This is a genomic window from Desulfocurvibacter africanus subsp. africanus DSM 2603, from assembly GCF_000422545.1.
In the GTDB taxonomy this organism is placed as follows: Bacteria; Desulfobacterota; Desulfovibrionia; order Desulfovibrionales; family Desulfovibrionaceae; genus Desulfocurvibacter; species Desulfocurvibacter africanus.
Genome location: NZ_AULZ01000002.1, coordinates 149,087 through 169,221, shown reverse-complemented (window position 1 = coordinate 169,221; position 20,135 = coordinate 149,087). Strand labels below are relative to the sequence as shown.

17 protein-coding genes and 1 tRNA gene are annotated in these 20,135 nt (G+C 62.0%); 11 read left to right on the top strand and 7 right to left on the bottom strand.

Annotated features, from left to right (window positions below; genetic code table 11):
* Positions 1 to 468: 468 nt before the first annotated feature.
* The 5 genes from cbiB to H585_RS0102945 form a co-directional block, all read right to left on the bottom strand.
* Entirely contained in the window at positions 469 to 1,407 is a 939-nt protein-coding gene (gene cbiB, locus H585_RS0102965) for an adenosylcobinamide-phosphate synthase CbiB (protein ID WP_027366710.1), read from the bottom strand.
* Between the two features lie 213 nt (positions 1,408 to 1,620).
* Positions 1,621 to 3,003 carry a Ni/Fe hydrogenase subunit alpha gene (locus tag H585_RS0102960; protein WP_027366709.1) on the bottom strand — a complete coding sequence of 461 codons (1,383 nt, stop codon included), beginning with the start codon at positions 3,001 to 3,003 and terminating at the stop codon, positions 1,621 to 1,623.
* Positions 3,004 to 3,132: 129 nt separating this feature from the next.
* Positions 3,133 to 3,879: an NADH-quinone oxidoreductase subunit B family protein gene (locus H585_RS0102955; RefSeq protein ID WP_027366708.1), complete on the bottom strand. Its 747-nt coding sequence runs from the start codon at positions 3,877 to 3,879 to the stop codon at positions 3,133 to 3,135.
* Positions 3,880 to 3,912: 33 nt separating this feature from the next.
* A complete protein-coding gene (locus tag H585_RS0102950; protein ID WP_027366707.1) occupies positions 3,913 to 4,746 on the bottom strand; it encodes an FAD/NAD(P)-binding protein in 834 nt (277 codons plus the stop codon).
* The gene (locus tag H585_RS0102945) at positions 4,736 to 5,779 is read right to left on the bottom strand and encodes a 4Fe-4S dicluster domain-containing protein (RefSeq protein ID WP_027366706.1); all 1,044 of its coding nucleotides are present in this window, start codon (positions 5,777 to 5,779) and stop codon (positions 4,736 to 4,738) included. The genes H585_RS0102950 and H585_RS0102945 overlap by 11 nt, the downstream gene beginning before the upstream one ends.
* Before the next feature lie 366 nt (positions 5,780 to 6,145).
* Between H585_RS0102945 and H585_RS0102940 the strand changes: the two genes are divergently transcribed.
* Together H585_RS0102940 and H585_RS0102935 are read left to right on the top strand one after the other, a co-directional pair.
* Positions 6,146 to 7,126 (top strand): TAXI family TRAP transporter solute-binding subunit, encoded by a 981-nt coding sequence (locus tag H585_RS0102940; protein WP_027366705.1) that lies wholly within the window; start codon positions 6,146 to 6,148, stop codon positions 7,124 to 7,126.
* Between the two features lie 22 nt (positions 7,127 to 7,148).
* Entirely contained in the window at positions 7,149 to 8,318 is a 1,170-nt protein-coding gene (locus H585_RS0102935; protein WP_027366704.1) for a GNAT family N-acetyltransferase, read from the top strand.
* A gap of 23 nt (positions 8,319 to 8,341) precedes the next feature.
* Here the strand turns inward: H585_RS0102935 and H585_RS0102930 are convergent, their stop codons facing one another.
* Together H585_RS0102930 and H585_RS0102925 are read right to left on the bottom strand one after the other, a co-directional pair.
* Entirely contained in the window at positions 8,342 to 8,797 is a 456-nt protein-coding gene (locus tag H585_RS0102930) for a tRNA (cytidine(34)-2'-O)-methyltransferase (RefSeq protein ID WP_027366703.1), read from the bottom strand.
* A gap of 70 nt (positions 8,798 to 8,867) precedes the next feature.
* Positions 8,868 to 8,943, bottom strand: a tRNA-Val gene (locus H585_RS0102925).
* A 165-nt stretch (positions 8,944 to 9,108) separates the two neighbouring features.
* Here H585_RS0102925 and rfbB point away from each other — a divergent pair.
* The 9 genes from rfbB to H585_RS0102880 all read left to right on the top strand — a co-directional run bounded on the left by rfbB (position 9,109) and on the right by H585_RS0102880 (position 20,132).
* Complete coding sequence (gene rfbB, locus H585_RS0102920; RefSeq protein ID WP_027366702.1) at positions 9,109 to 10,131, top strand: dTDP-glucose 4,6-dehydratase; 1,023 nt, start codon at positions 9,109 to 9,111, stop codon at positions 10,129 to 10,131.
* A complete protein-coding gene (gene rfbD, locus H585_RS0102915; protein WP_027366701.1) occupies positions 10,128 to 11,009 on the top strand; it encodes a dTDP-4-dehydrorhamnose reductase in 882 nt (293 codons plus the stop codon). The genes rfbB and rfbD overlap by 4 nt, the downstream gene beginning before the upstream one ends.
* 110 nt (positions 11,010 to 11,119) lie before the next feature.
* Positions 11,120 to 12,160: a heat-inducible transcriptional repressor HrcA gene (hrcA, locus tag H585_RS0102910; protein ID WP_014260200.1), complete on the top strand. Its 1,041-nt coding sequence runs from the start codon at positions 11,120 to 11,122 to the stop codon at positions 12,158 to 12,160.
* Positions 12,161 to 12,178: 18 nt separating this feature from the next.
* The gene (gene grpE / locus H585_RS0102905; protein WP_027366700.1) at positions 12,179 to 12,727 is read left to right on the top strand and encodes a nucleotide exchange factor GrpE; all 549 of its coding nucleotides are present in this window, start codon (positions 12,179 to 12,181) and stop codon (positions 12,725 to 12,727) included.
* A 105-nt stretch (positions 12,728 to 12,832) separates the two neighbouring features.
* Positions 12,833 to 14,734: a molecular chaperone DnaK gene (gene dnaK / locus H585_RS0102900; protein ID WP_005987622.1), complete on the top strand. Its 1,902-nt coding sequence runs from the start codon at positions 12,833 to 12,835 to the stop codon at positions 14,732 to 14,734.
* 163 nt (positions 14,735 to 14,897) lie between these two features.
* Positions 14,898 to 16,919 carry a type 1 periplasmic-binding domain-containing protein gene (locus tag H585_RS0102895; RefSeq protein ID WP_027366699.1) on the top strand — a complete coding sequence of 674 codons (2,022 nt, stop codon included), beginning with the start codon at positions 14,898 to 14,900 and terminating at the stop codon, positions 16,917 to 16,919.
* Complete coding sequence (gatC, locus tag H585_RS0102890) at positions 16,916 to 17,200, top strand: Asp-tRNA(Asn)/Glu-tRNA(Gln) amidotransferase subunit GatC (protein WP_027366698.1); 285 nt, start codon at positions 16,916 to 16,918, stop codon at positions 17,198 to 17,200. The genes H585_RS0102895 and gatC overlap by 4 nt, the downstream gene beginning before the upstream one ends.
* 23 nt (positions 17,201 to 17,223) lie before the next feature.
* Positions 17,224 to 18,705 carry an Asp-tRNA(Asn)/Glu-tRNA(Gln) amidotransferase subunit GatA gene (gene gatA, locus H585_RS0102885; protein WP_034627021.1) on the top strand — a complete coding sequence of 494 codons (1,482 nt, stop codon included), beginning with the start codon at positions 17,224 to 17,226 and terminating at the stop codon, positions 18,703 to 18,705.
* A gap of 206 nt (positions 18,706 to 18,911) precedes the next feature.
* The gene (locus H585_RS0102880) at positions 18,912 to 20,132 is read left to right on the top strand and encodes a tetratricopeptide repeat-containing glycosyltransferase (protein WP_027366696.1); all 1,221 of its coding nucleotides are present in this window, start codon (positions 18,912 to 18,914) and stop codon (positions 20,130 to 20,132) included.
* Positions 20,133 to 20,135: the final 3 nt, after the last annotated feature.

Below are 20,135 nucleotides of genomic sequence, written 5' to 3'. Positions count from 1 at the left end.
GGTGCGATTCATGTGACGTAAGGTCTGGACTCGCTGCCGACACATCGCCCGCTCCGTGACTCACGTCACGCATTCGCGTGATGGACAATCAGAAATCACACTTTTGCATGTATTGCAAGGGTATTCTGCTGCATTTTTGCTTCATAATTAAAAAGTAAGCTTTCATTGCTATAGATAAAGAATGGAAACCAGCCTTAATGAAGCAACTAAAAGCACGCTACGCCTGCAACGAAGGCAAACCACTTTCCTGGAAAGCTGGATGACAAGCGTTCACTACACTATGTAAAAATTTCTTGTCCGAGAAATATGGACTAGCAAAACCCTTAATCCACCGTGTCCTGAAACACTGGACACACGCACCACTCGATTATTTTTAGACACGAGTCTGCAACAGACAAATGGAAGGATACCATCCATCAATGGATATTCGCATGGAGACTTCACATTGTAGTAACTCCGCAGAGGCTACTATGCCGCGGCAAACAGCATGGCGAAATAGGCGGCCAGAGCGGCGGTCGACACAAAACCTGTAGCCAAAATCATCCGCAGCAAGCGTTTGGTCTTAATGCTGCTCCAAGCTCCTTCGGTCGGCCCCAGCACTGGTTTGTCCTTCAGCCGTCCGAAGTAAACCGCCGGGCCGCCTACCCATGCGCCCAATAACCAAGCGGCGGCGGACATGGGCCAGCCGGCATTTGGACTCTCGGTCTTGAGCGCATCGGTACGCATGTTGTCGAAAGCGCGATGCACGTCCAGGGACATGAACCAGCCTGCGCCTAGCATGAAGAAGGCGGTCATGCGTGCAGGCAGGAAAGCCAGCACGTCGTCCGTGCGCGCCGCGGCCCAGCCGAATTCCCGGTAACGCTCGGTCTTGTAGCCCCACATGGAATCCATGGTGCTCACGGTCTTGTATAACCACAAAAGCGCCGGCCCGCCGATGACCAGGTAGAAGAACGGAGCCACGAAGCCGTCGTTCATGTTCTCGCTCATGGTTTCGGCAAGGGAGCGCCGCAGAGCCTGCTCGTCCATGGCCGAAGTGTCGCGCGTCACGAGATGCGCCAGCGCCAGCCGTGCGTTCGACAGATCACCGGCGTCGATGAGCCGCGCCACGCGCCGGCCGTCCCTCCAAAGTTGGCCAAGGGCAAGCCCCGTGTATGCCAAGTATAGTGCAATCAACCAGCCGAGCACGGGAATGGACGTGAGCAGACGCACCACCAACCATGCGCCGAGAGCATTGAACAGCACGAAAAGGATGCCCCACCACTTGAGCGACAAACCTCCCGCACTGCGGACAATGGCCTCTTCTCTGTCCATGAGCGCGCCCAGGGCCCGCACCGGATGGTAGAGACGACGCGGATCGCCCAAAGCCAGATCCAGAAGCACTGCTAGAAGTGCAATCGCGAAATCCATACCGCTGTCCTTGTCTTGATATTATCCGCCACCATTCCATGCTGGAGGGTTTGGCGCACGAACTGAGCATCAAGCGCGCACTAGGCCTGCAGCATCCACTTCCCAGTGTTACACAAGACGCGGAAAGAGCGTCAACATTTACATTTCAACAGAGAAAAGCGTCCTGCCGCTGGCTGCGACGGGACGCCGACTGTTGTTATATGCGCTTCGGAGTTAAGTCCTGATAAATCGGACGGGACGTTCGGCTTTACGCTGCTCGGTCTCCAGCAAATGTGTAGAGCAAGAGATGCACGGGTCGTATGCGCGCACGAGCATGCTCAGCAGACGCTCTATCTCGGACTCGGGCAGACCCGACAATCTCGGCGTCAGGGCCTCCATGTCCTTCTGAATGTTGGCGTGGTTCTGGTTGGTGGGAATGACGCAGTCAGCGGACACCACCCTGCCCTGCTCATCATATTCGTAGGCATGGAAGAGGATGCCCCGGGGCACCTCCACGGCGCTGGCGCCCCGGCCTGCCTGCAGCTTGATCTTGCTGGACGCCTCATGGCGCAGGCCGCGCGAAAGCAAAGCCTCGACCAGGAGCAGGGAGTCCTCCACCGAGTGCACGCACTCCACGAGCTGAGCCAGGGTGATGAGAAACGGGTTGTGGCACGGCGCAGCGAGCCCCAGGGTAGCGGCGGCCTTGCGCGCCCCATCCGTGAGCTGGGCATGGTTCAGGTTGAAGCGGGACAAAGCGCCGACCATGAAGGATTCGGCCTTGTTCCTGGCCCACTTGGCCGTGGATTGGCGCACGAGATACTCGCGGGTCATCTGCTCGTATTGATCCACGGGCCGTCGATCGTCCATGCTGGACCCGATGTGCCCCCAGTAAAGCGGATACTCGGATGGCGCCACCAGGGCGATGTATTCGGTTTCGCGCTCGAAGGCCGGCACTCTGTCACGCAGGGAAGCGCATAAATCAATAACACGACCCAAGCCAGGCAGGCTTTCGGCCAGCAGGACCCGCAACTGATGCAAGTCATCCATGCTAGGCAGCCTGGCGAAGCCTCCGGGCACAAAACGTTGCGGGTGCGTGGTACGTCCGCAGACGAGCCGGCTGAACTCGTTGGACATGCGCCGGCAGGCGATGAGGTTCAGGACCTCCTCACGGTGCGTCTCGGCCAAGTGCAGGGTCGAGGGCACGCCCATATAGTCGGGCAGTGCCAGGAAGCCTATGTGCAGCAGATGGCTTTGCAGGTTTTCGGCGTGCAGGGCCAGCTTGCGCAGGGCCAAGGTCTGCTCCGAAACGCGGATGTTCAGGGCCTGCTCCGTGGCCTGCAGGGAGGCGACTTGGTGCCCGATGGAGCATATGCCGCAGATGCGCGAGGTGATATGGTGCACATCCTGGTAGTCGCGACCCAGCAGCATGGCCTCGAAAAAGCGTGGGGCCTCGCTGACCTCCCAGCGGCACTGTTCCACTGTTCCGTCGGCCGCGATGCGCACCACGATGTTGCCGTGGCCTTCCACCCTGGTCAGGTGATGCACGTCGATGCGCCTGGGGCCGGTCGAAGGCTCGGCTGCCGTGGCCAGTGCGGAGATATCGTTGTCATTGTACATCGCGTATCCACCGTGCGGGCGAAGCCCGGTTAGCAACCTGTTTCAACAGACTATGCAGGCCAGGATGGCCCGCTGGATGCGAAGCATCCGGCGTTGAAAAATGCCAGGACGATTTTTTCCAACAGTCAGTTAGAGAGCGGCGCTTGTGTCGCCCAGATAGAAGCGGAACAGGTCCTGGACAGCTCGGCGGGAAAAGCCGGCCCGATCCATTATCTGGCGCGCTGCGTCCAGATTCGCCTTGGGAGCCATACCGCGACAGCCCCAGCAGTGCGCGCCTTCGGTGACACAGGCGGCTCCGCAGCCTGCCCGGGTGATGATGCCCAGGCACATGCGGCCGAGATCGAAGCGACACACGTTGCCGGCAGCCTTGCAGTCCACGCAGACGGGATAGTCAGGCAGCCATGGCGTACGGCCCAGAAGCAGCTCCTTGGTCACGCGGGCGAATTCGTTCTTGTCGATAGGGCAACCGGGAATCTCGGCGTCCACCGCGACCACGCTGCGCAGGGGCCGGGCCGGGCCGGTCGCGAACCAGCGGCCCTGAGAGCCGTATACGCGCTCGCGGTAGACGTCCTCTTCCATGAAGTTCTTGAGGCAGTTGACCCCGCCGATGGCCGCGCAGGCCCCCAAAGCCACGAGATAGGCCGAGTTGTCCCGAATGCGCCGCAGGCGCTCCGCGTCCTCGGGCCGGGTCACGGAGCCTTCCACGAAGGCCACGTCGCAAGGTTCGATATCCCCGCCGGTCATGACCTCGCGGAAGCTGACCACCTCCACGTGGGAGAGCAGCTCCAACAGGCGCTCCTCCAGGTTGGCCACCTGCAGTTGATCGCCCTCGCAGCCCGCGAAATCGTAAAATGCTATTTTTGGCTTGGCGCCCATGTATCCTCCTGCTTCGGTCGGCCAGCGCTCGGCTTAAATGGCCTCGGGCAGCGCGGCGATGTCCGTGTAGCGGAACACGGGGCCGTCCACGCACGCGTTCAAGTGGTTGATCTGGCAGTGACCGCACTTTCCCAATCCGCATTTCATCTTGCGTTCAAGAGAAACGTAGATGCGCCCTGGATCGATGCCCATCTTGACGCATTCGGCCAGCACGAAGCGGTACATGACCGGCGGCCCTACCATGGCCACGTTGGTCACGTCAGGGTCGATGGCCACCTTGGGCAGCAGCGTGGTGATGACGCCCACGTTGCCTTTCCAATCCTGGTCCGGGCAGTCCACGGTTTCCTGGATCTCCACGTCGCCGCGACGGGACAGTTCCTCGATCTGGTCGATGAAGATGCGCTCCTGGGGATTGCGGCAGCCCACGAGCACGATGATGCGGCCGAACTCCTGGCGATGCTTGAGCTGGTAGTGCAGCAGGCTGCGCAACGGGATATAGCCCAGGCCGCCGGCCACGAAGAGCGTGTCCTTGCCCACGAAGTCCTGCACCGGAAAGAAGCTCCCGTAGGGGCCGCGGATGCCGACCTTGTCGCCCACCCGCAGGTTGTGCATGGCCGTGGTCATGGTGCCGATCTTGCGCACGGCCAACTCGAACTCCGTAGTGTCGCGACTTGGCGCCGAGCTGATGGAAAAGGGCGCTTCGCCTACACCATAGGCGGACAGGACGATGAACTGGCCAGGCTTGTGCGCCAAATGCCGGCCGTCGTCGCGCACGAAGCGGAACAGCGTCACGAAATCCGACAGTCGTTCCGTGGCCACCAGAGTCGCGGGTTGGGGCACATAGGCCGAAAAAAGCTTAGCCTTCATTTCTGGCTGCCTCCCACAGGTCGTTGAATGTCCTCAGAGGATTGGCGATGCCCGCTGTGCAGGCCCGCACGCAGCGGCCGCAGCCCACGCAACCCAACTCTCCGAGCCGGTCGAAGATGTACTTGCCCTTGCGGTACGTGCGATGGCGGTAGCGCTCCAGAGCCTTGCGCCGGAAGTTGTGGTTGCCGGCCACGGCTGCGAAGGAATGCAGCATGCAGCTATCCCAGACCCGGTAACGCACGCCGCCCTGGAGGCTGTCGTCGACCTCCTCGCGGATGTCGAAGCAGTAGCAGGTGGGACAGACCATATTGCACGAGCCGCAAGCCAGGCAAAGCTCCGACCGCTGCTCCCACAGGGGCGAGTCCCAGGCCTTGCCCAGTAGTTTGGGAATTTCCCGCCAGTCGAAGGCCATGCCTTTGCGAGCCTTGGACAGGATGCGGCCCTTGGCCCGGCGCGCGGCTTCGCGTTCGCCCGGCGTGGCCTGTGCCAAGTCACCGCCGTCCAGCAGCAGTTCCTCGCCGCGCTGAGTGCCCACCTCCACAAGGAATGACGACGGCCCGAGCTTGGTCCAGTAGAGATCAAAGCCCACGTCCACCCTCTCCGCTCCCACCGAGCCCCAGAAGGACCCTTCGGCCACGCGCAGGGGTTCCAGGGCCATGATCATGGTCTGCTCGCGGCGGCGCAGATAGTAGTTGTCCGGCGCGCCGGACTCCATGAGCTGGTCGAGTTGGGTGATGGCCCGCAGGTCGTAGGGATGTACTCCAAACAGAAGCTGGGCCGGAGCCTCGAAGATCGGCTCGGCCGTGCACCGGCTCAAGTCGTAGCTGATAAGAGGTTCCTTGGGCGGGATCAGGAAACGTTTGAGGCTGTTGTAGGCCAGATCGTAATCCCAGGCTATCTCATCGCCTTGGCGCCAGGGCCGGAAGTCATAGATGCCCTCCCCAATGTCCTTGGGAGCGTAGACAGCGTATTTTCCGTTCCAGCGGGCAAGCAACCCGGGAAGCTGGTCCGCGTAAACCGTATAGGCGGACATGCGATCCTCCTGTCGAATGCGCGAGCAGACCTGTAGCGGCAGGCCCGCGGAGTCATGATTAATGATCTTCTTAAGGGTAGAACGGCCGAAGATAGTCCCGCCGAGCCTGGGTCTCTTACTAGGCAGTATCCTTGCTGATTTCGAAACGGCGATAGCCGGCGACCTTACAAGATTCCTAAGAAAATAATAGGATTAAGGTTATTTGTGAAACATATCACAATAGTATGACTCAAAAATCAACCAGCCATACTCCTCTAGAATGATGCCCGCATGCGCCCTCTATGTCATGTTGAGCGACGATCAGGGTCCTTTCCCGAACATGACGGGACATTGGTCGCAAAGGGTTTGCCGAAGAGAGAGGAATGCATGAAGCGCGTAACGCTTGGGGCGTTTCTGTTGATGGCAGTGATGGCTTTCTGGCCGCTAATGCCGAGCGAGTCCTTGGCCGGAACCGGGCTACAGCTCAATTTGGGCGGCGGCCCCAGCGGAAGCGCCATGACCCACGCGGCCAACGCCGTGGCCATTCTGCTTTCCAGGAGCATAAAGGATCTGGAGGTCAGCTCCCAGGTAACCCTCGGCTCCAGGGCCAATTTGAAGCGCCTGCGCGAAGGCAGCCTTGAGCTGGGCATCGTACTCGCGGGGGACACCCTGCCCGACTTGACGCCAATAATCGATTCCCCGGCCATTGAATCGGGACAAGTCTGTGCCGTGGCCGGGCTGTACCGAGTCCCGGCACAACTCGCCGTGCTGGCGGATTCGTCCACCATGCTGGCACAGGATCTCCGCGATAAGCGCATATGCGTGGGCAGCCCTGGATCGAGCACGGCCCTGGTCGCCGAACGATTGTTCTCCGCCCTGGGCTGGTGGGATTCCATGGAGAAGCTGCACCTGGGCCACGCGGAGGCCGCGCAGGCGCTACGCGAAGGCCGCGCGGACGCCATGCTGCTCATGGACGGCCTGCCCAGCAAGCATCTGCTGGAGCTGGCCAGCACACAAGGCGTGCGCTTCATCGACCTGCACCAATCCGCCCTTGTGTCAGGCTTCTATGACTTGGGCTTGGGCTATGCGCCCGTGAACATCCCGGCCGGAACGTACCCGGGACAGACCAAGCCCATCACCACATTCGCGGATACGGCTTGGCTTTGCGCCATGGAAATGCTCCCGGCGCAGGTCGTGCGGGACTGTCTGGCGATCCTTGCCTCGACTGCGGGCCTGGAGCATCTGTCCATCCTGGTGCAGACCGCCGAGCCAGTGGCCAAGTTGGCGCAGGCCAAGCCATTGCTGCCACTGCATCCGGGCGTGATGCACAGCAACGAGGTGGCCTTGATACCCGGAGCAACTCCTTAATGTTCTGTTACTGGAGATTTAGATGAGCCAGATGGAAGTGCATGGCGCACACAAATTTGAAGAACTCGACATGCACGCCGAGGCCTGGGACAGGCTGAGTAGCGTTGCCCCGCAGAGGTCGCCGGTACTCTCTCATGCCTGGGTTCGCTCCTATCTGGAACACTTGCTGAAGCCAGGGGAGAAATGGTTCTGCTTGTTCGCCTACGAAGACCAGGAGCTTGTCGGCGTTCTGCCGGTCATTATCCGCCAAAAGCAATCAGCCTTGTATGGGGGCAAGCGCTTTCAAGCTCCATCGGATCCGGACGTATGGACCGGGGATATGCTCGTCGCTAGTGGAAGAGAGCTAGAAACCGCAGCCGCCTTGCTTGACGGGTTCGCGCGCAGGGAACCGGCGCATGCAGTTCTAAGGCTCAGCAAACTGCCTCCGGAATCCCCGTCCTTCCGTGTCATGCAGGACGGCTTCGGCGGTTGCCGAATCCTCAAGGAGCCGAATGGATACGGTTCATACCTAAAGATTAACGGCAGTCATGAGGCCTACGTGGCGTCGCTCTCCTCGAATTTCCGCAGCAACCTGAAAAAAGCCGGCAAGCGACTAAACCGCCTCGGCCGTAACGATATTTTGTTCCTGAGCAATGAGGACATCACAGAGGAGCATATACAACAGTTCTTCGGCCTCGAAGCCTCGGGCTGGAAAGGGCGTGCCGGCAGCGCGATCCTCAGCTCCAAGCGCCACACCGGTTTTTTCACTAACCTTATCAGGCGACTGCGTGCACGCGGCATGCTCGAATGCCATTTCCTCAAGGTTGAAGGGAAACTGCTTGCAGGACACTTGGCAGTGAGAACGCAGAGCAAACTCACACTCTGGAAGATTGCCTATGATGAGGAGTACGCCCGCTACGCTCCTGGGAACATACTCCTGGAGCGACTCATGCACAGGGTGCACGAGGAAGGCGCCACGGATGAAATCGACCTGATCACCAACTTTCCCTGGCACTCCAACTGGGGCGCGCAAAAAAGGCCTTACCAGAACCTGATCATAAGCGCCCCAAGACTTGTTCCTTACCTCGGCAATCTCGTTTCGCTCAAGGCGAACGCAAGTCTCAGGCTGCTTCGGGAGCGCGTCAAGAAATCCCCGAAGCTGAGTGCGGTCGCCTACGGGGTCCGCGACCTTGTGCGGAGAGCAGGATTGTGAGCTATGGGCGGGAGAGGCGCGGCCTAGCGGCCATGGAGTGCGCCGGTCTGGCGATAGGCTTCGTAGAGCAGGACACTTGCCGCGTTAGCCAGGTTCAGGCTGCGCACCTGACCCCATATGGGGATGCGCACGAGCTGCGGGATGGATTCGATGATGCGCATGGGCAGGCCCGTGGCCTCGGGGCCCAGCACCAATGCGTCATCGGACGCGAAGGAAAACTCATGGTGAGGCGTGCCGAAACGCGCGCAAGTGGCCACCAGCCGCGTCGGTTGCGCACTGTCCAGGTAAGCCTGCCAGTCGGGCCACACCTTGACACGCACGTGCTCCCAGTAATCCAGGCCGGCGCGTTTGAGGTGGCGGTCGTCGATGGAGAAGCCCAGGGGCTCGATGAGATGCAGCGGCGTGCCCGTGGCGGCGCACAGCCGGGCTATGCTTCCGGTGTTGGGCGGAATCTGGGGTTGATATAGCACGATGTGCATGGCGGGTTCGGCTTACTCCCAAAGCAAAAGCCCGAAACCGTGTTGCGGCTTCGGGCTGTGGGTTCTAGAGTGGTGGGCGATCCGGGATTTGAACTCGGGACTTCCACCGTGTGAAGGTGGCACTCTAACCGCTGAGTTAATCGCCCACGCGGGAGACGGAAAATAGACATTCGGCCTGTACTTGGCAAGAAATTTTTTGCACAGGGATAAAATTTGCCTCGGGCCGGGCTATTCCGTAAAAGACAGCACCGCCGGCCAACGGTTCAAGCGACCTCGTTAGACGGCCGGCACGCACCTCAAGAGGATTCCCGATGCGACTTCTTATCACCGGCGGCTGCGGCTTCATCGGCTCCAACTACGTCCAGCAGGTCCTCAACGAGACCGACGACGTCGTCGTCAACCTGGATAAGCTGACCTATGCGGGCAACAGGCTGAACTTGGCCCAAGTCGAGGAGCGCCACGGCGGTCGCCGCTACCATTTCGTGCACGGAGATATCGGCGACGCCGAGTTGATCCAGCGCGTGTTCGACGAGAAACGAATAGAGGCAGTAGTCAACTTCGCGGCCGAGACCCACGTGGATCGCTCCATCCACGACTCCGCGCCTTTCCTGAACACGAACATCATGGGCGCGCACAACCTGCTGGAATGCGCGCGCAAGGCCGGCATCGAGCGTTTCGTGCACGTCTCCACGGACGAGGTCTACGGCTCCCTGGAGCCCAACGACCCGGCCTTCAGCGAGGAGACGCCGCTTGCGCCCAACAGCCCTTACTCCGCATCCAAGGCCTCCGCGGACCTGCTTTGCCGGGCTTACTTCCACACCTACGGCTATCCGGTCGTGGTCACGCGCTGCTCCAACAACTACGGGCCCTACCAGTTCCCGGAGAAGCTCATCCCGCTCATGTACCTGAAGGCTTCCAGGGACGAGCCTCTGCCTGTGTACGGAGACGGCCGCAACGTGCGTGACTGGATCTACGTGGGCGATCATTGCCGCGGCGTGGACCTGGCCCTGCGCAAAGGGCGGCCGGGCGCGGTCTACAATTTCGGCGGAGCCGCCGAGCGGGCCAACATCGATGTAGTCAAGGCCATGCTGAACATACTAGGCAAAGGCGAGGATCTCATCCGCTATGTCAAGGACCGCCCCGGCCATGACAAGCGTTACGCCATGGATTTCTCTCTGGCTGCCCGCGAGTTGGGCTTCGCTCCCAGCCTGGATTTCGAGGAAGGGCTGGCGCGCACCGTTCGCTGGTACGAAAACAACGCCCAGTGGCTGACGCAGGTTCAGGACGGCTCCTATCGGGAGTTCATGGCCAACTGGTATGGAGAACGGGCATGAACGCCAACAAGGCTGTCGTATTGGGAGGTCGGACTGGGCTGCTGGGCCGGAGTCTGGTGAGAGCCCTGGAGGCCGCCGGCTGGGCCGTGGTCCCCTTGGGCCGAGCCGATGTGAACATTTTCGATTCCCAAGCCTTGGCCGGCGTCCTCGACCGCGAGGAATGCAGCGCGCTTTTCAACACCGTGGCTTACACGCAGGTGGACAAGGCCGAGGACGAGCCCCAGGAGGCCTACCGCCTCAATGAGAAGCTCCCGCAACTGCTCGGCAGGCTGGCCCGACCTCGCGGCATCCGCCTCGTGCACTACTCCACGGATTTCGTCTTCGACGGCCGGGCCGATACTCCCTATGCTCCCGATGCGCCCACCAATCCCTTGAGCGTCTACGGCAAGAGCAAACTAGCCGGAGAAAGGGCCTTGCTGAATCAGGATGTGCCAAGCCTGCTCATCATCCGCACGTCCTGGCTCTTCGGGCCGGGCAAAAACAATTTCGTGCAGAAGATCCTGGAGTTGGCCAGAAGCCGCGATACGCTGGGCGTGGTCCACGATCAGGTGGGCTCGCCCTCCTACACGCCCGACTTGGCCCGCAACTCCTTGGCCCTGATGCAGGCCGGGGGCTCGGGCGTACATCACTTGGCCAACGCCGGACAGGCCAGTTGGTGCGAACTGGCCTCCGAGGCCGTGAATGCCGCCGGGTTGCAATGCCGCGTGACGCCCATCACCACGGATCAGTATCCCACCAAGGCCAAGCGGCCAGCCTACTCGGTGCTGGACATCTCCAGGTTCACCGGCATCACGGGACTCAAGCCCAGGCCCTGGGTGCAGTGTCTGCGCGAATACGTTTTCGATGATCTGCACTACCCCACGGAGCTGCACGCTTAGCCAACCTACTGGAATAGCTTGATCTCCTGAGCGTTGCCTTGACAGCCCGACATGGCGTTGTTACCCGCATTGGCACTCGTGACGGAAGTTTGCCAAAACAGGACTGAGCCATGCAATTGACCGACAGGGAACGCGAAATCCTGGCCACGATCATCGAGGCCTATATCGCCTCGGCCGCGCCGGTTGCCTCCAGGGCCGTGGCCAAGCGCTCGCATCTTGACCTCTCCCCTGCCAGCATGCGCAACGTCATGGCCGACCTGACGGAGAAGGGCCTTCTGGAGCAGCCGCACACCTCGGCGGGACGGGTGCCCACGAGCGAGGCCTTCCGTGTCTATATCGACACCATGCTGCCCAGGCCCGAGCCCAGCAAGGAAGTTCAGGAGCGCATCGCGCGCGTGCTCTCCGAAGCGGGCCTGGAGATCAAGGACATCCTGCGCCAAGCCGGGCGCATTCTTTCGGACCAATCGCATCAGGTAAGCATGATCCTGGCCCCGCGCTACGGTTCCGTGCGCTGGAAGCAGATCGAATTCGTGCTGGTCAGGACCGGCCTCGTGCTCGTGGTGCTCGTGCTCGAAGGCGGCATCATCCAGCAGAAGCTCATCGCCCTGGAAGAGATCGTCACGGCCGACGATCTGACCAAATATGCCAACTACCTCAATGAGCTGTTCAGCAACCGGACCGTGGCCGAGGTGCGCGCGCACATCCTGCGCGAGTTGCGCGGCGCGCGCGAGCGTCTCTCGGACCTTTGCGGCCGGGCGCTCAGCCTGGTTGAGGAGGCATTCGACAAGGATGGGCCGCAGGAGCTGTACGTGGATGGCACGGCCTACATCCTGCGCCAGCCAGATTTCGCCGACCTGCGGGCCATGCGCGAGATGTTCGATGTCCTTGACGATCGCTCCAAGCTTCTGGATATACTCGACCGGGTCATGGAGTCGAACTGCCTGTGCGTGACCCTGGGCAAGGAAACGCCCCTGCAGTCAGGCACGGATATGGGCCTTGTCTCTTCGCCCTACACGATCCAGGGGCGGAGCCTCGGCGTCATCAGCGTCATGGGTCCGTTGCGCATGGATTACGCCAAAGTCGTGCCAATGGTTGATTACATGGCCCGCATTCTCACCGACATCCTGCAAAAACGGCTGGACCAGCCGTAGCACACACGGAGCGCGAACATGAGTGAAAAAGCCAAGAACGCACAGACTCCCGATACCGCCGCCGACGCGACCGCTGTCGGCCAGGCCGAAGCAGCCGCCCCGTCCGACTTGGAGGCGCGTGTAAAGGAACTTGATGAAGAGCTGGCCCGCGTGAAGGATGACAAGTTGCGCGCTTTGGCCGAGACGGAGAACGTCAAGCGCCGCCTGATGCGCGAAAAGGAAGAGTTCCAGAAATTCGCCGTGGAAGGCGTGCTCGCGGACCTCCTGCCCGTGCTGGACAACCTGGATATGGCCTTGGCCTACGCCGAGAAGAGCGAAGCCTGCAAGGGTTTCGTCCAGGGCGTGGAGATGACGCGCAAGGTATTCCTGGACATCCTGGCAGGCCACGGCCTGGAGGCCACGGGCGGCGCGGGCGAGGAGTTCAATCCCGAATGGCACGAGGCCGTGGGCGCGGAGCCGAGTAAAGACTTCCCCGAGAACCATGTCTGCCAACTCCTGCAGAAAGGCTACAAGCTTAAAGGCCGCCTGCTGCGCCCCGCCAAGGTGCTCATCAGCAAGCCCTGCTGAAAAAATCGCCTGCAACCCTTTACAGCCTTTCGATCGTGGTTAGTACATAAAGCGATCGCATGAGCGCGTAAGCAAGCGAAATTCCCAGTGAACGAGGAGAATAGCATGGGTAAGATAATCGGAATCGACCTCGGAACGACAAACTCCTGCGTATACGTAATGGAGGGCAAGGAAGCCAAGTGCATCACCAACCCCGAGGGCGGCCGCACGACTCCCTCGGTCGTGGCCTTCACGGACAAGGAGCGGCTGGTGGGCGAGATCGCCAAGCGCCAGTCCGTGACCAACCCCGAGAAGACAATATACGCAGTCAAGCGCCTCATGGGCCGCAAGTTTGATGCGCCCCAGGTCAAGGAGTGGGTCAAGCACAGCTCCTACAAGGTCGTCTCCGGCAGCGGCGGCGATGCGACCGTTGAGGTCGCGGGCAAGAAGTACAGCCCGGCGGAGATTTCGGCCATGATCCTGGGCAAGCTAAAGGCTGACGCCGAGGCTTACCTGGGCGAAAAGGTCACCGAGGCCGTCATCACAGTGCCGGCCTACTTCAACGATTCCCAGCGCCAGGCCACCAAGGACGCGGGCAAGATCGCCGGCCTTGAGGTCAAGCGCATCATCAACGAGCCCACGGCCGCTTCCCTGGCCTACGGCTTCGACAAGAAACACAATCAGAAGATCGCTGTCTTCGACCTTGGCGGCGGCACCTTCGATATTTCCATCCTCGAAGTCGGCGACAACGTCGTGGAAGTGCGCGCCACCAACGGCGACACCTTCCTGGGCGGCGAGGATTTCGACCAGCGCGTGGTCAACTACCTCATCGAGGAGTTCAAGAAGGAGAATGGCATCGACCTGGCCAAGGATCGCATGGCCCTGCAGCGCCTGCGCGAAGCCGGGGAGAAGGCCAAGAAGGAGCTCTCCTCGTCCATGGAGACCGAGGTCAACCTGCCCTTCATCACCGCCGACCAGAACGGCCCCAAGCACATGATGGTCAAGATCAGCCGCTCCAAGCTCGAGTCGCTGACCATGGACCTGGTGGAGCGCACCATGGGCCCGTGCAAGAAGGCGCTGGCCGACGCCAATCTCAAGGCCAGCGATGTCGACGAGGTGGTGCTCGTGGGCGGCATGACCCGCATGCCCATCGTACAGAAGAAGGTTCAGGAATTCTTCGGCAGGGAGCCCAATCGCAGCGTGAACCCCGACGAGGTCGTGGCCATGGGTGCGGCCATCCAGGGCGGCATCCTGGCCGGCGAGGTCAAGGACGTGCTGCTGCTGGATGTGACCCCGCTGTCCCTGGGCATCGAGACCCTGGGCGGAGTCATGACCAAACTCATCGACCGCAACACGACCATTCCCACGCGCAAGAGCCAGGTCTTCACCACCGCGGCAGACAACCAGCCTTCGGTGTCCATCCACGTGCTCCAGGGCGAACGGCCCATGGCCGCCGACAACATGACCCTGGGCCGCTTCGAGCTGACCGACATCCCGGCGGCCCCGCGTGGCGTGCCGCAGATCGAGGTCGGCTTCGACATCGACGCCAACGGCCTGGTCAACGTCTCGGCCAAGGACCTGGGAACCGGCAAGCAGCAGTCCATCCGCATCACGGCTTCCAGCGGCTTGTCCGAAGCCGAGATCGATAAGCTCATCAAGGATGCCGAGTCCCATGCCGATGAGGACAAGCGCAAGAAGGAGCTCATCGAGGTCCGCAACCACGCCGACACGCTCATCTACACCACGGAGAAGACCCTGCGCGACCTGGGCGACACCGTGGACAGCGTGCTCAAGGGCCAGATCGAGACCAAGCTCGAAGAGCTCAAGAAGGTCAAGGACAGCGACGACCCCGAGGCCATCAAGCGCGCCACCGACGAGCTGGCCCAGGCCTCCCACAAGCTGGCCGAGCAGCTCTATGCCAAGAAGAGCGGCGAGGAAGGCCAGGCAGGTCCCGAGGGACAGGCCGGAGGCCAGGCCAAGGGTCCGGACGAGGACGTCGTGGACGCCGACTACACCGAGGTCAAGTAAAGCTGCGCTGGTTGCGGCTCTGGGCCCTTGCCTCGACCCGCAAAGACGTATACTTTGGCTTGGTCCGCCTTGCGCGGGCCAAGCCTTTTTCGTCCCGCGGCCAATGGTTCCCGCAATGCCACCCGTGACGACCCAACGCAACAGAGCACTTGGAAATCACCGTATGTCCCGTATAGTTACCTTACTTCTCCTGGCCTGCGGCCTGCTCCTCTCGTCGGCCTGCCAAAAAGCGCCGGTCATCCCCGCGCCCCAGCTCCAAGCCTTGCCTACCCAGGAGATCCTGAACCGCGCCGACGCGGCCTGGACCGCCGAGGACTACCAGCAGAGCCTGACCTACTATGGCGAAGCCCAGAATCGCACGGACCTGAGCGGACAGAAACGCGCCCTCAGCTACGAGCGAGCAGCCCGCAGCGCCCTGGCGGTGAAGGAATATGAGCGTTCTCTGCAATCCCTCAGGGGCTGGGCCGGCTTCGACGCCAAGGTTCGCCAGACTTGGCCCTGGAATGAATACTATGCCACGGCCCTGGCGGGCTCGGGACAGGATGACCAGCTCCAGGACTTCCTGGCCGGGCTCATCGTCTCGCGCCAGACCACATGGGACGTGCGCCGCAACGCGGCCTTGTTCCAAGCCGATCACTTCCTGCGCAAGGATAGGCCCATGGCCGCCGTGCCCGCACTGCGCGAAGTATATGACACCGCTCCCAATCGCGAGGCCAAGGCCAGCTTGGAACAGACCCTGCTCGTGCGGCTGCTGGATCTGGATGACAAGCAAGCCATCGGGCTCCTGGAAGTCGGTGAGGGCCAGGAGCTGACCTTCCCGTACTCGGTCATGCGTCTGGCCGCGGCCAAGCGCTTGGCCGAGACCAAGCCCAAGCAGTGGGACACCGCCTGGCGCGAACTGCGCGTCCTGCTCACCCGTGGCCGTTTTGCCGACGACAGTCTGCCCCGCGTAACGCTGCGCGCCCTGGAGAGCCAGCGTGGGGCGCCACGCACGGGCATCGCCCTGGCCGTGCCCCTGTCGGACAAGATCGGCGTCATCGGCTGGAAGATCGTTACCGGCGCTAACATCGCTCAAAAACAACTCGCGCTGCAGGGCCTGAATGTGGAAGTGCGCGTGGTGAACACCTCGCGCCCCGGTTGGCTGAACGACCTGAACGCACTGCCCCCCGGCTTCACCGTCGTGGGCGGACCGCTTTTGCGTAGCGACTTCCAGCAGATCGTGGACTCCAAGCTGACCCGCGAGCGGGTTTTCATGACCTTTCTGCAGAGCCTGGGCGAGTTGGATGAAGGCCGTGACGCCTGGCGTTTCTTCGCCAGCCCCCAGGACCAGGTGCGCGCCCTGCTCGACTTGGCCGCAGGCAAATTCGGCCTCTCGGAATTCGCCGTTCTCACGCCGCAGGAGCCTTTCGGCACCTACATGACCGAGATATTCAGCCAGGAAGTCTGGGATCGCGGGCTGACCATGGCCGCTTACGGAACCTATCCGCCCAAGACGCACACGGCCTGGGGCGGCAAGGTGGCCGAGCTGCTGGGTCTCGAAAGCGCAGCTTCTCCGGGCAAGTCCGGCCAGTTGCCGCCCGAACCGGGTTTCCGGGCCGTGTTTCTGCCTGACGGCTGGACCCAGGCCCAGCTGCTGGCCCCGCAATTCTACTATTACGATGCCGAGCACACGCTGCTCATGGGTTCCGAGCTATGGAGCCAAGCCATCATCGGCGGTACCGACGCGGACTTGAATTATTTCGGATTGGCTGTCTGCCCTGGGCCCTGGTGGGCCCAAAGCCAACGCTCCGCGGTGCGCGAGCTGACCCGACGCATGGCCGACGAAAACCGCGGCCAGCCCGACTTCTGGCACGCGCTGGGCTATGACTTCGTGCGCTTTGCCGCAAACCTGGGCAACCTGCCCGGCGGCTGGGACCGCAAGGCGATCAACGAGCGCCTCTCCACCGCGCCCGCCATGGACTGGAGCCTGGCTCCCATGAGCTGGTCCCAAAGCGGCAAGGCTCGCCAGGATCTGTTCCTCTTCCAGCCCTCGCGCAAGGGGCTCGTGCCCGTGGATGCGCAGGAGCTGTTCACAAAGATGCAGCAGGTCAAGCAGCGTCACGATGAACGCATGGAGCTGAACCGTGCGAAGCTGGAGCAGAAGGCCAAGACCGCCAATCCGGTACTGCAAGGAGCCGCGCAATGAAAATAACCCCTGAAATCGTAGCCAAGATGGCCTCCTTGGCCAGACTTGAACTTTCCGAGGACAAGGTCGGGCTTTTTGCCGAGCAGCTCGGCGATGTGTTGGCCTACATGGACAAGCTCGGCGAGTTGGATACCTCCGCGGTGGAGCCGCTCTACAGCCCCGTGGACAAGCCCACGCCCATGCGCGAGGATACAACGGTCAAGGAGTTCTCCCGCGAGGATCTGCTCGCGGGCGCCCCGCAGACCGATGGCGCGTTCTTCATTGTGCCTCGAATTGTCTAGCCCGTGCAGGCGAGGACCAATACATGGCTGACAACATGACCGAGTTGACCCGCAAAACGCTCGTCGAAATCCGCGGCCTGCTGGCCGCGCGCCAAGTCGCTGCCCGAGAGGCAGTGCAAGCCTGTCTGGCGCGCATCGAAGCCACCGAGCCCAAGGTGCAGGCCCTGCTGCATGTGGACGCCGAGGGCGCCCTGGCGACCGCCGAGGCCATGGACAAGATCGGGCCCGACACGAGCAAACCCTTGTGGGGCGTGCCCGTCATCGTCAAGGACGTGCTGACCACCAAGGGCCTGCCCACGACCTGCGGCTCGCGCATGCTGGAGAATTTCGTCCCGCCCTTCGACGCCACGGCCGTGGCCAAGCTCAAGGACGCCGGCGCAATCATCCTGGCCAAGGCCAACATGGACGAGTTCGCCATGGGTTCGTCCACCGAGAACTCCGCATACCATCCCACGCGCAATCCCTGGGATCTGGGCCGCGTGCCCGGCGGCTCCAGCGGCGGCTCGGGCGCGTGCGTTGCCGCCGGCCAAGCCTTTGCGGCCCTGGGCACGGACACGGGCGGCTCCATCCGCCTGCCCTCCTCCTTCTGCGGCGGCGTGGGCATCAAGCCCACCTACGGCCGCGTCTCGCGCTACGGCCTGGTGGCCTATGGCTCGTCCCTGGACCAGATCGGCCCCATGACCCGCAACGTGGCCGACGCCGCCCCAGTGCTGCAGGCCATTTCCGGCCATGACCCGCGCGACTCCACGTCCATGGATCTGCCCGTGCCCGACTACCTCGCGGCTGTGGACTCCGCCGACGGGCTCAAGGGACTGCGCATAGGCATGCCCAAAGAGTACTGGGGCCAAGGGCTTGACCAGGAAGTCGAGACTCTGTGCAAGCAAGCCATGGATACGGCCAAAAGCCTGGGCGCGGAGCTTGTGCCCGTATCCCTGCCGCACACGGAATACGCCATCGCCACTTACTACATAATCGCCATGGCCGAAGCGTCCTCCAACCTGGCCCGCTTCGACGGCGTGCGCTACGGCTTCCGCGACAAGCAGGCCGCCAGCCTGCTGGACATGTACAAACAGTCGCGCACCAAGGGCTTCGGCGACGAGGTGCAGCGGCGCATCATCACCGGCACCTATGTGCTCTCCTCGGGCTATTACGATGCTTACTACCGCAAGGCCGCCCAGGTGCGCCGGCTGATCCGCCAGGACTTCGAGCAGGCCTACAGTCAGTGCGACGTCATCTGCGGCCCGGCCTGCCCCACGGTGGCCTTCCCCTTGGGAGACAAGACCGCCGATCCGCTGCAGATGTACCTGATGGACATATTCACGATTTCCCTGAACCTGGCGGGCCTGCCCGGCCTGAGCCTGCCCGTGGGGCTCGGCAAGGACAGCGGCATGCCCGTGGGCCTGCAGATCCTCGGCCCGGCCTGGGGCGAAGATAAGATCCTTTCGGTGGCCAGGAGCCTGGAAAAGACGATCGAGCCGCTGCCGGAGCCTCGGGCGCTGGCGTAGGCGTAAGCGAATTGGGGAGGGCGCTGCCCTCCCCGCCTTTTTTATGAATTCAATCCCGGGCAATCGCTGGGGCTCCGTCACTCCCCAAACAGGCAGCCGTAGCAGAGCCGTGCAGCCGCAAGCCCCCAGCCCTGGCATGATTCTGGAACAGGACATGCCCGCATGGATCTCTTTTCCGAGCCCAATAGCCTGCCGGAGTGGCCGTCATGCATTACCTGGCCCTGTGCGCCATCGCCAAGGACGAGGACCGCTATCTGCTGGAGTGGATCCACTACCACATCCTCGTCGGCGTGGAGCGCTTCATCATCTACGACAACGACAGCGCCACGCCCATAGCCCAGACCTTGGCCGAGTACGTCAAGGCTGGGATCGTCGAGGTCATTCCCGTCTCCGGCAAGGATCGCCAGATACCCGCCTACGCGCACTGCCTGCGCGAATATGGCCCGCGCTTTCGTTGGATCGGCTTCCTCGATCTGGACGAATTCCTCGTGCTCAAGGACACACGTGACGCCCGCATATTGCTGTCGGAATACGAGGATCACGGCGGCCTGGCCGTGCATTGGGTCATGTTCGGCTCCTCGGGGCACGTGACCAGTCCATACGGATTGCAGATCGAAAACTATACGATGCGCCTTGCGACGAATGATTTCCACGTGAAGAGCATCGTCCAGCCCGCGCATGTCAACGAAACCGTCAATGCCCACATATTCAACTACAAGCCGGGCTCGTGCTGCGTGAACGAGGAGCACCTGCCCGTGGGAAGCTCCATCAGCTATCATGCGACCAGGCGAGTGCAGCTCAACCATTACTGGTACAGATCCCAACAGGATTTCGCGGCCAAGCTGCAGCGCGGCAGGGCCGATACCGCAGCGCTCAACGAGACCACGCGAGGCTGGCGCCATTTCCATGCCCATCTCGACCAGCCGCAAGTGAAGGAAGACCTGCTAAGGGACATGGCCCACAGGATCAAGCTGCTGGCGCGCAGCGGTAATGCCCATGTCTGGGCTGCGCTGAGCAATCGCCACTCGGGCCAGCGGGAACTTTACCAATATGTTGCGCAAGCCTACGAGGCCATGGAGAAAGGCGATCTGGACGCCGCGGAGGTCATCATGTGCGCGGCCAGCCTCCGCTATGGGGAGACCGTCGAGTGCCTCCTGTTCCGCGCGTCCCTTTGCAGGCTGCGCAAGGCCTGGGAACGGGCCAAAAACCTCGTCGTCAAGGCGCTGGCCCAGGAACCCTCGCTCACGGTGTATTATGAGCTGTTTCTCGTGCATTTTCAGATGGGCGACCGGGATAGGGCTGAGCGGCTGCAGCAGTTCATGGAGCGCTCCTTGGGCACCTTCGGGATCAATGACGAATCCTGGCGGCAACGTTTGGCCCAGAGCAGAACAATGTTGAAGGCCGGCAACACGGGAGCGAACCCCTAGACC